Below are 12,071 nucleotides of genomic sequence, written 5' to 3' on the forward strand. Positions count from 1 at the left end.
GGGATCAACTTTGGGCAGGAGGGGGCTGGGTTTATGCCCCGCGTCCTTGCCAGGGTGTTGGTTGGTATTCCTATAGCGCCCAGGGTTACAACAGTTTCTGGAGAGTCCCTGCCGGTGCTGGCGTGTGCAGCAAAAGGGCACTGTTTGACATCCCGATGTCCTTCCGGTTTCTGTATTTCGTGTTCGCCTATGAACTGCGGACACCCGATCCGCTGAACATGGTGGCAGGGAAATACAACGGTTCCATTACCTACACGGTTGGCCCACATCAAGATTTCGATATGGGTGATGTGATGATTCCCGATGACAATCTGCTGACTCTCAACTTCTCTCTGGACGTGCGGCATACCCTCAAGGTCGAGATTCCCCCCGGTGGCAATCACATCGAACTGGTCCCGCAGGGCGGCTGGCAGGCCTGGCTGACGCAAGGGCGCAAGCCGACACGACTGTTCCGCGATCAGACGTTCAATGTGTCTTCGTCAAGCCGCTTCAAAATGAACCTGGACTGCCAGTACAGCCTGGATGGCAACCGCTGCGCGGTGCGCGAGCCGGTTTCAGGACATGCCGTGCCGCTCGACGTCAGCGTGACCCTGCCCAGTGGCCTGGTCGATGCCGCCGCGCAACCGGTCAATCGCCGGCCGTTGCGGCGCGACGGCAGTGGCACCGAGTTTTTCCAGCCACGCTTTTATGTCGATCGCAAGCCGGGAGCGTTGCACTTCGAAATTGCGCAGGACGAAGTCGGCGAAATGCTCAAGCCCGGTGTCGCCCGATCCTACTCCGGCCTTGTCACCGTCATCTGGGATTCGGAAGTGGGTTAGGGTTGAGCCCTGATGCATCACCCGATGCATCAGGGTTTCCCGATTATTGCCCTGCGGCTTTTTGCAGCGCTGCGCGGGTCAGCTTTCTGCTCAGCTCTTTTTCTTCGTAGCCCATGTCCTGAAGCAATCGGCCGTAGATCTCATCGCTCATGTCTTCATCGACAAGCACCACACTGTCATCGACATTCAGTCGCCGGGCGAGGTCTTGCAGGCGCTGTTTGAGTGCGCGTCGTTGCGCAATCTGTTGGTTTTTGGAGCTGGCCCAGGCGTGCTGAGCTTCGCGTAACTCATCCAGCAAATCGCTCTTGCTCTCGTACAGACGGGTATTGCGCCTGAACTCGTTCGGGTAAGTGTCACGCAAGTATTTCTCCCAGAACGGCTGTTCGAGCATGTCGTTGATCAAGCCGTCACCGGCCTCCATCGACATCACCGTATCGAAGGCCGTGTCGAGGGTCCTGGCGCTCACGCCGGCCAAGGGGCGATGCAACATCGACTCCGATTGCCACGGTAAACCGAGACGTTGAGCCAGCCCGGTTTCGTAGGCAAGGTAAACCTCCACCTCATCGGGAGTGCCTTCACGGCCGCCGAAATCGGCACGGGCAATGTCATCCACGCGCGCGAGGCGAGCGGCGCCTTTTGCCAGGTTCACCAGTTTGTTTTCAAGGACGGCGTTGGACGTCGACAAGGCATAGGCTTCGGAAGCGAGCACCTTGATGCCCATGTGATTGAACACCTGAGCGCCAGCATCGGCGCAGGTGGTGGGCGCCTTGGCCATTTCGAACAGTTCATTGCGCAACGGGGTGTCCAGGTCGATGGCTTCGACCATGCGCCATACCCGACTGCTGAGCTGTTGGCGCAATTCACCGCCGGCCCGGTAATCGGCGGAGAGTGTCTGTTTCTGGATCAAGGCAAAGAAATCTTCGGAGCCAGGCTCGGTTATCAGATCGTGCCAGGCGTCCTCGCGGAAAGTACCCAACCCTCCGACCTCCGCACTCCACCACACAGAGTCGTCCTTTGTCGGCCATTGAAGCATCGCGTCGGCGGCAGCTTCGGCATAGATCTGATCGGGCGCGAGGCCGACCGAGCGTCGATAGGCTTTGAACGTGATCAGGTTTGCCTCCGAAAGCCTCTTTGGAAACAAGCGAGTCCGCGCCACGATGAAGGCGTCCTCCGAGCCGGGTACTACGGTCGGAATGACGCTGAGCGGGTTCTCCTGCAAATCCAGGAAAAAGCCACGCGGTCGACGTTTACTGAAGGGCCCGAACAGGCCATCGGGCCAGGTGGTTGCTCCGGTATTGCTCAAACTCAGGATTCTCAGTTTGGGCATGCGTCCGACGTTCGGCAGCATGCCCAGCCGCGTGTTGTCATCGAGCCTGATGGTTTCCATGTGGGTCAGGTTTCGCAGTTGCTCGACGGCCGACGGGGTCAATGTGATGTCGTTGTTCATCAGCCGCAACGTACGCAAGTAGTGCATCTTGCCGATGGTCTCGGGAAGTCGCGTCAACCCGCAGTTGCGGGCACTCAGTTGACGCAGATGCGGGAAGTCGCTCAACAGGCCGGAGGATGTTTCGGAAAAGTTCGTGCGGTCCAGGTTCAAGGTGCTGATCTGGTCGAGGTAATGCTTGATATCCGGCAGTTCCTTCCACCAGCGCTCGAGGTTGGGCACATCGAACTCAACAGACAGGTCCAGCGCATAACCGCCGTCGACCGTGGTACTGCGCTCACCGAACACGGTGGGTTTTCTTGAGAAACAATCGATGAGCCGCTCGGCAATGTGCAGCCCGCCGCCGCGCACGAACCCCTGTCGGTCGGCCCCCCACGTATCGGGTCGCTGATGTTGCCACCGGTTGAGCAGCTTGCGCAGGTCATACCGCTCTCGGTCAAGCCTCGTCAGTGTCTGATGCCCTTGCTCTTGCGAACCCAGGGATCGAACGAAGGTGTCGACCTCTCGTTCGTTGAAGTGCGGGTACAAATCCTGCACCCGTTCGGTGAGCGTGGCGGCGGTGGTGGAGAAGCCGGGACCGCGCAACAGCATCATGTCTTCGTGGTTCGCCATCGGGCGGATCGGCGGGGCTGCAAGCGCGGCGCGGCGTTCGGCCGGGGTCTCGGTCTTGACCATGACCCATTGCCTGAAAAACGCCCCCTGGCCTGGCCGATAGCCCAACTGCGCCTGTTTGTTTTTCGGCAACGCCGTGAGCACTGCTTCGAAAAAATCAGCGGCGTCGTGCAGTTTATGGTTGTCGGCGTCCCAGACTTCGAACAGGTTGGCGTCGTCCTTGACCAGCACCCGCACCGTCGCCGCATCGTGTGCACCCACGCTGCCGCGCAATGGTCCGGCATCGTTGCCTTCACGCACCTCGATACGCAATTGCGCGAAGGTGTCGGTATGAATCCTCAGTGCATTCAGCACCAGGCTTTCGGTTTGCGCCACCCACTGCGCGCCGTCATGAAACCCCTCATACGCATGGTTGGTTCGGGCTTCGAAGGCGGCTTCACGGGCGCGGCTCTTGAGGTTCAACGGCAGGCGTTGCTCCTGATTCATGCGCGTGAGATCGGCCGCGTCGGAACTGTTCAGCAGCGTCTGTGCCGTGCGGGTCGGCAGCTCGGGGAAAGTCTGGCGAATGAGTCGGACCTGCGGGTCGTGGGACGCTTCCGCACCTTGGTAAAGCTGATTGACGATGTCTGCGTTCAGTCGATTGGCTTCGTCCGCCAGTTGATTGCGCAGGGCTTGTACCTGTTCACTTTTGGCGGTTGACCGACCGAGCATCGCTTGCAGCTCTTCTTCGCCGAGGAACTCGACAAGCCTCGGCGCAAACTGCTCGCTCATGAGCTGCGACTGACTGGTGGACAACGTCTGTGCCTCGCTCGCCTCGGCATTGCCGTACTGGCGAAAGCGCCCGGTCATGTCGGCGTTTTCGTAAACCTTCAGGGCTTTATCCACAGGCCAGCCGTCCAGGTAAGTCGCCAAGGGTTCAAACCACCAGGAGGCAGGGTCCAGAGGTTGACCGGTTCGAATCCGTTCAATGGCCTCACGTGTCCGGTGCTGGATTTTCAAGCGTGTGAGGCTGTCGTCCAGCAGCGGTGGCGGGGCCGTGTTGTCGACGTACATCCGGCGCAGCGCAGCGTCGTCGGTGCCGCTGGCGATGCGCACATGGTTCAGTTCTGCGTCGCTGTAGCCGTCCACGGAATGGCCGAGGCGACGCATCAACGTCTGGCGTTGCCACGCTCGCGGGTTCTCGGCTTCGTGGGTCCAGGCGCCCTGGCCGTTATGCTTCAACCCGGGTAAATAGGCGTTGTCGCGATGCGGGTGCTTGACGCGGTAGTTGCCGGTTTGTGGGTCTTTTTGCACGGCGAAGTGTTTGTCATCCAGCGGCAAAATGTCCTGGCCTTCGTGGGCATGAAGTCCCAGTGCGTCAGGTTTGGCTTCAGCGGGTAGTTTTACATCCGGCCTCTCATAAGGCTTGAGATCGGGATGCCACAGTCGAGGTTCGCCATTGGGCAGACTCACCGGTTTCATGCCTTCGATCAGCGGCGAAAGCTTCAGGCGCGCAACGTTGCCGATCTTCACCCCGGCGGCGAATGCCACCAACTGAATGACGTCAGTCACCACGCCGATGATGTGTTCGGCAGCTTCGGTCCACAGCCCCAGGGTCATATCGACGATGCCTTCGATGACGTCACTGGCCATCTGATACGCCGTGTAGACCATCATCAATTCACCCAGCCCCGGAACGAACGGCGTGACGACCATCAGCGCGACGTTGAAGATGTCCGAGACTATTTTTTTGAAGTTTTCCCACCAGGCCCATCGGGCATCGCTATCGCTATCTGCGGTGGACACGGCAATGTGTCGGGCGTCATTCAGGACTTTATTGAGCTTCTGCTGGAAGAGGTATTCCCAGAGTTCGCCTTGGATCGGTGCCGCCTTGAAATGCAGATTGGGTTTGTCGACGGGCACTTCCCGCCAGCTCGGGCCCTGCTCCAGCGGCGCTTTCTGATGCCATTTCACCTCGAACAGACGCTGCTGCAGCCCGCCGAAAAAATGCCCGCGCTCCGATTGATCGACGAACCGACTGAAGTACTGCTGATAGGTCATGCCGGTGGATGAAACGACGTTGTTGTCGCGCAGCTGGCGCGTCAGTTCATTCATGAACGCGACGGTCGAGGGGTACTCTTTCAGTGGGTGTTCTGGGTCCTGCGGGACGTAAACAATCACCGGCGTCACCCCACGGATGTGTTGTTCCGGCCTGGGTGTGATCAACACGATTGCGCTCATCGGGCTGTCGAGAATCGACAGTTCGGCGAATTGCATCACCCGGCCTTTACGGGTGAGGTTGCGCTGGCCATCGAGCATTTTCAGGATCAGGTCACTGGCCTCGGCGTCGATGTCGCCCTTCAGAACAGCCAACTGGACGGCGGCTTTGAACGCGGCTTTCTCGCTCTCGACGATTTTGAACTTCAAAAAACCTTGGGCGAGGCCGTCACTGGGCAGCAACTGTTCTTCGAGGTATTTCGTGTAGCGCGCGCCGATGTCCAGTTCGCGGCAGAGGTTCTGGAACTGGGCAATGGACATTTTGCGTTTGATCGGCAGGACGTCGAAGTGCCCGCGTGCATCGGGTTGGCTGATGAAGTCCGAGTCGGGTTCGCAGGTTTCGTGACGTGCGAAGTTGTGCAGGGCGGCGTCCAGCAATGAGACGGTTCGGGTAACAACACCGCCGGAGACGTCGAAGACATACCACGGGCGTGCTTTGGGTAAGTACAGATGCAGGAACGTGCGGGTGACATCGACATCGACGTTGAATTTTTTTTGCAGTGCGTCGGTGAGTAACGGTTTGGCGAACGTGTAAACGTCCAGCACTTCATCCATGAACCGGTCGACTGCATTCTGCGCGGACCAGAGGTCAAGATTGGCTTTTTGTAACGGCGCATGGTCGAAGTCTGTGACGCTTCGGACCCAATGTCCTGAAGCCGTTTGTGTGCGGCTCAGTTCCTGAGCCCGTCGCACTGAAGCGCCTTTGAAAACGGGGTGGATACGGTTCTTGATGAACGCGTAGTGGTGACCTTTATTGTCGTCGGCCACGGGTGACGGTAGCGCTGATATACGTCCGTGTAAGTCAGTCATGCTTTCAATAAACCTTGAGCATTAAGTGGAGTGACCAGCCTAACGCCCGAGGTTCAAAGTAAAAGTCTGAATTCCCGCTGCTTGAAAAGCGTTCTTCCCGGTAACGCATTGGAATTTTCAATGCCGAAAATAGTTATTTACCGCCATCGTTTTTCAGCGTCGTGCGACCTCCACGGGCAGGCATTGCGTATGCGTGCCCGGTTGCAGATACGGCGTGAGAATCGGTGCCATGCCCTTGAGCACTTGCACCGGCAGGGCCGAGGTGAACTTGAAGGCTTCGGCTGTGCGACCGGGTACGAATGCGGTCAACGTACCGAAGTGGCTATCACCGATATAAAACACAAAGGTGGCCGTGCGGTTGATCGACTTCGAACTCAAGATTCGCCCACCGGAACCAATGGCTTCGATGCGGTTGTCACCGGTCCCGGTCTTGCCGCCCATGGCCAGCGGCTTGCCATCGGGGGTGATGAAACTGCCGGAAACACGTTTGGCCGTACCCGCGTCCACCACGTGCGACAAGGCCTCGCGCATGGCCGTGGCCACTTCGGACGGCATCACCCGTTTACCCACATCCGGGTCGTTGATCAGCTTGGTTTCATAGGGCGTATTCGCCGCGAAGTGCAGGCTGTCGATGCGCAACGTCGGCATGCGCACGCCGTCGTTGAGGATGGTGCCGATCAGCTCCGCCAATGCGGCCGGGCGGTCGCCGGAACTGCCGATGGCGGTGGCCAGCGAGGGCACCAGGTGATCGAACGGATAGCCGACTTTCTGCCAGCGCGCGTGAATGTCGAGAAACGCCTCGATCTCCAGCATGGTGCGGATGCGGCCATCACGGGCACCCTTATGTTTGCTTTTGAATAGCCAGCTATAGACTTCCTGGCGTTCAAACTGACTGGCCTTGACGATTTCGCTCCACTTGGCGTCAGGATGATTCAACAAATAACCGATCAGCCACAATTCCAGCGGGTGCACCTTAGCGATGAAGCCCTGGTCCGGCAAATCGTAGATGCCGGGGCTGTAATTTTCGTAAAGCCGTTGCAGGCGTTCGTCCGTGAGTTTCTCGGTGAGCTTGGCGCCTGAGAGGTGCGAGCGCACGAAAGTGTTGAAGCTCTCCTGACTGGCTTGCGGCAACAGATAGCGATGCACCGCAGCCATGCGAATCGGCGTCGGGCGCATGCTGTCGAGGAAGGTTTCGAGCCGTGCCTGGGTGTCCTTGTTTTTGTAGCGCTTCCAGAACTTCAGCAGGAACGAAGTGCCTTCGCGGTCGGCGAACTCGGCCAGGTATTCCTGGCGCCGAGGATCGCGGTCGTCCCCGAGCAGGGCGGCGCTGTTGTTCGGGCCGGAATAGGTGGTGTAGCGCACCAGATCGCGCATCAGCCGAATGAACGGCAGGTTGATCGATTCGCGCAGGGCATCGCGCAAGGTCGGTATGCGACCGTTGTCTTCCTTGCGGAAGTTGACGAAGGTATGCAACCCGCCGCCGGTAAAAAAGGCTTCGCCGGGGCTGGCCGAGTATTTGCGGTCCAGCGCGGCGCTGAGCATGGCCGACAGGTTGTGGTCCTTGTTCTCGATCAGGTAATCGACGGCCCATCGGCTCAGGCGGTCCTGATCCGGGACGTCGACTTTCTTCAGTTCCGGGACGGTCATTTCGGCGTACTTGTCGTGCAGCTCGGCAATGATTTGCAGATAAGTCGTCAGCACCCGCATTTTCGCGGTGGAGCCCAGTTCCAGTTTGCTGCCTTCGTTGATATCGAATGGCTGATCGGTGCTGTCGGTCTGCACGCGCACCCGCGAACCGTCCGGGGTCAGTTCGAACAATGTGAAGCTGTAGCGCACTTGCGTGGTGCTGGTGGGGGTGAGCAGGCGTTCGCCCATCAAACCGATCTGCGTTGCAAACGCCGGGTCGGCCAAGTGCTTGAGGTACTCGGTGACCTGGGTTTGCAGTTCGCCTTGCAGGGTGCTGGTGGCGGAGAGATCGAGGCGGTCGAGGTCGTACAGCGGACGATTGAGCAACCCGCCCAGGCGACTGCGCGCCACGCTGATGCCTTTGTTGGTTTCGATCGGTTGAATGGTCGGCTGGGTCTGCCAGTCGCGATAGGTCACTTTGCTGGCCAATGCGGCGGCGGCGAACGGCGCGTCGATCACAAAGTTTTGCGCCAACAGGCGAATGTGGCTGTCGGTGAGGTCGGCCAGCTCATCGCGGCCCTTGGTCAGGTAGTGGGAAGGGCGGCGCTGGGCAATCATCAACGACAGCATTTCACGCAGGGCCAGGCCTTTTTCCGCCATGGTCTTTGGATCCGTGTCGGTACTGGCCAGCCGTTCGTTGGCCTTGTTGAAGTCGGCGCCGTACCAGACACGCAAACCTTCGGCCATGCCGTGCACTTCCCCGTGGCCGGGCACGGCGGACAGGGGCACGCTGTTGAGGTAATCACGCACCACGTTCTGGCGCGCCGCAAGCGTTTCCGGCCCCGCTTGATAGGCGCGCACGCTGGCGGAAATCATCTGGCGGATTTTTTCCCCGCCGGACACGGTCAAGCCGTCGGGCGAGTGTCGATACTTCTCGAGTTGCGTCGCGAGGGTACTGCCGCCCGCCGATTGGCCAGGCATGTGCAGCATTTTGGCGACCTGTGACCACGCCGCCATGCCGAAGCGCGGCCAATCCACGGCGGGGTTGGCCCGGGGCTGACGAGGGTCGAGCAGGAAGCGGTTTTCGATGAACAGCAAACTGCTGACCACCACCGGCGGAATCGCGTCAAAGCTTGAATAGAGCTGCTGCGGGTATTTGTACTGATACAGCGGCGCCGCATGGCAATCGGTGATCGACAATCCTGCCTGGATCTTTTCCGCATAGGGCACGAAAAAGCCTTTGTCGGTGTAGTCCATCAACGGTTGGGAGAAGCGGGTCTGTGCCGCAACGACGTAGTCGCGCTTGATCAGGCGCGGCAGGAATTCACCCAGAGAGCTGTAGCCCAGTCGCAAATCAAAAGGGCCGGCCCCTGGATATCGAATGGAGTCGCTTGGGCCTGGCTTCAGTTCGTAACTCAGGGTAGCGGCATATTTGCTGGCTTCCCGGGATTGAAACTTCGAGGTACGCATTTCCCTGGCAGCGGCCAACCCCAGAGCAATCAGGATAATCAACACCAGCAACCAAAACGCCTTCCACCCGTGTTTGGTACGACTACGACGGGGTTTTTCGGGGATAGGCGCTTCATCCACACGTTCAGTCGGGACCACAGTTTTACTCGTATCGGTTTGCCATAACGCGCCCATAGTCGACTGATCCATTCACGCAGATTGATCGGACTTGTTTGAAGCTTAGACGGTGGATGCTGCCGGTGAAAAAATTGTGAACACCCGGATATCGAATATTCACCCTGACGGGAAGTGAGCGAATGTTCTCTTTGCAGGGGGCTGGCTTGTTGGCGATGGCGGTTTCACGGGCGCCATCGCCAGCAAGCTGGCTCCTACAGGGGGGAGGTGACCCCGACATTTTGGACAGCGCCCCCGATCCGTAGGAGACGGCTTGCCGGCGATGGCGATTTCATGGACGCCATCGCCAGCAAGCCGGCTCCTACAGGGGGGAGGTGAGCCCGATATTTTGGACAGCGCCCCCGATCCGTAGGAGCCGGCTTGCCGGCGATGGCGATTTCATGGACGCCATCGCCGGCAAGCCGGCTCCTACAGGATGGCCGTACTAGAGCCATCGCCACGTAAATGCTGCCTAGGTAGGGGCATGACGATGCACCAATGCTGTGCAATACTCCGCGCCGCTTTAGCGGTAAAAATTCCTACAAAAAGTCAGGTAATGCACCTCCAGAAACCGCGCTTTTGCCGAGAGTTCTCGCTGAATATTGTGGGTTGTAGAGTGAAATATCCTGCAAGAAGGTTTTTAGACTGCACGTCCCGCTGATCTTGGAGGGTTTTGCCCTGCAGGACGGTTCTGCCCACGAAGCAGGTCCGGTTTCAGGCAAGCAATGGCTTATCGGTCAGCGCTTCGACACTCGGTGGTCATATCCAATAACAAGACGAGGTTGTACCCCTATGCCAGTCGGCAATCACCTGCCCCACGGCGAGACCGCTCAGGGCGGCCCGCTTAAACGCGAACTCGGCGAACGGCATATTCGCTTGATGGCACTCGGTGCCTGTATCGGTGTCGGTCTGTTTCTCGGTTCGGCCAAGGCCATCGAAATGGCTGGCCCGGCCATCATGCTGTCCTACATCATCGGCGGTCTGGCGATTCTGGTGATCATGCGCGCCCTCGGCGAAATGGCTGTGCACAACCCGGTCGCCGGCTCCTTCAGCCGTTATGCCCAAGACTACCTTGGCCCGTTGGCGGGCTTCCTGACTGGCTGGAACTATTGGTTCCTGTGGCTGGTGACCTGTGTCGCGGAAATCACCGCAGTGGCGGTGTACATGGGCGTCTGGTTTCCCGAGGTACCGCGCTGGATCTGGGCACTCGCCGCGTTGGTCAGCATGGGCTCGATCAACCTGATCGCCGTAAAAGCCTTCGGTGAATTCGAATTCTGGTTCGCCCTGATCAAGATCGTCACCATCATTGCGATGGTGATCGGCGGCGTCGGCGTGATCGCATTCGGTTTCGGCAACGACGGCGTGGCGTTGGGGATTTCCAATCTCTGGGCTCACGGCGGCTTCATGCCGAACGGCGTGCAAGGCGTGTTGATGTCCCTGCAAATGGTGATGTTCGCCTACCTCGGCGTCGAGATGATCGGCCTGACCGCCGGTGAAGCGAAGAACCCGCAGAAGACCATTCCAAACGCGATCGGCTCGGTGTTCTGGCGGATTCTGCTGTTCTACGTCGGCGCGCTGTTTGTGATTCTGTCGATCTACCCGTGGAATGAAATCGGCACCCAGGGCAGTCCGTTCGTGATGACCTTTGAGCGTCTGGGTATCAAGACCGCTGCTGGCATCATCAACTTCGTGGTGATCACCGCTGCACTGTCGTCCTGCAATGGCGGCATTTTCAGTACGGGGCGCATGCTCTATAGCCTGGCGCAGAATGGCCAGGCTCCGGCCGGTTTTGCCAAGACGTCGAACAACGGGGTGCCCCGTCGTGCGCTGTTGCTGTCGATTTTCGCCTTGTTGCTGGGGGTGCTGCTCAATTACCTGGTGCCTGAAAAAGTCTTCGTTTGGGTGACGGCCATTGCTACTTTCGGCGCGATCTGGACCTGGGTGATGATCCTGCTGGCTCAGCTTAAGTTTCGCAATGGCCTGAGCGCCAGCGAGCGGGCCGGGTTGAAATACAAGATGTGGTTGTACCCGGTGAGTTCGTATCTGGCACTGGCGTTTTTGGTGTTGGTGGTTGGGTTGATGGCGTACTTTCCGGACACTCGGGTGGCGCTGTATGTGGGGCCGGCGTTTTTGGTGCTGCTGACGGTTTTGTTTTATGTGTTCAAGCTGCAGCCGACTGGTGTGTCGCAAGGTTCGGTGCGTTCGGCTTCATAGGGGTTGGATGGGGGCATATCCGTTGCTGCGGTGACGGCGGCTGGCGGTTTCGCCCTTACGGCGAGTCCCTTTTCCAAACGCCGAAAAGGAACCAAAAGGCTTTGCCCCTGACGTACGGTGGCTCGCTAATGCTCGCCATGCCCTCGCTCCGGTCCTGCTCCGTGGGCCCGCCGCCATCGGCCATCCCTGGCCGGGGGCGGCTAACCCGGCATCCATGCCGGGTTGCCCACTGCGCAGAACCTCCACTCGGCCTCCCGACGGGGCAGATCAAAATCAAAAGCCAAGCAAAAGCCAAAGCGAGGCGGCCTGCCAGCCGACCTGTCTCAATGAGCGTACGCATTCCCCTGTAGGAGCCGGCTTGCTGGCGATGGCGTCCGTCCAGTCGAAAAGGAGGGTGACTGACCCACCGTTATCGTCGGAACGCCGCCCGCAGCAAGCCGGCTCCTACAGTTGATCGTATTTATCTAAACACATACGCATTTCCCTTGTAGGAGCCGGCTTGCCGGCGATGGACGTAAACGATAACGCGGGCTGTCTGAATGAACGCGTCGTCCGGACGTTTTTCGCCGGCAAGCCGGCTCCTACAGGGAATCGCGTTTGCTTTTGATTTCCACCACTCATCAGGCCGAGCGTTAGCTCGCCTTCAGCTTTTGATCTGAGCGCCCCCT

General features: G+C 59.1%; 3 protein-coding genes and 1 pseudogene. 2 read left to right on the forward strand and 2 right to left on the reverse strand.

The features are described 5' to 3' along the window. Nucleotides 1-818 (forward strand): annotated as a pseudogene (locus tag KGA82_RS16290) (hypothetical protein); the annotation flags it as partial. 43 nt (nucleotides 819-861) lie between these two features. On the opposite strand, the gene KGA82_RS16295 reads toward KGA82_RS16290, so the two are convergent. Together KGA82_RS16295 and KGA82_RS16300 are read right to left on the reverse strand one after the other, a co-directional pair. After that, a complete protein-coding gene (locus KGA82_RS16295) occupies nucleotides 862-5,685 on the reverse strand; it encodes an NEL-type E3 ubiquitin ligase domain-containing protein (RefSeq protein WP_411737692.1) in 4,824 nt (1,607 codons plus the stop codon). A 408-nt stretch (nucleotides 5,686-6,093) separates the two neighbouring features. Beyond that, nucleotides 6,094-9,210, reverse strand: a complete 3,117-nt coding sequence (locus KGA82_RS16300; protein ID WP_223451236.1) for a transglycosylase domain-containing protein — start codon at nucleotides 9,208-9,210, stop codon at nucleotides 6,094-6,096. Between the two features lie 771 nt (nucleotides 9,211-9,981). Here KGA82_RS16300 and KGA82_RS16305 point away from each other — a divergent pair. Next, on the forward strand, nucleotides 9,982-11,403 hold the full coding sequence (locus KGA82_RS16305) for an amino acid permease (RefSeq protein ID WP_223451238.1): 1,422 nt from the start codon (nucleotides 9,982-9,984) through the stop codon (nucleotides 11,401-11,403). Nucleotides 11,404-12,071 lie beyond the last annotated feature (668 nt).

The organism is Pseudomonas sp. BF-RE-22 (assembly GCF_019956155.1).
Lineage (GTDB): Bacteria > Pseudomonadota > Gammaproteobacteria > Pseudomonadales > Pseudomonadaceae > Aquipseudomonas > Aquipseudomonas migulae.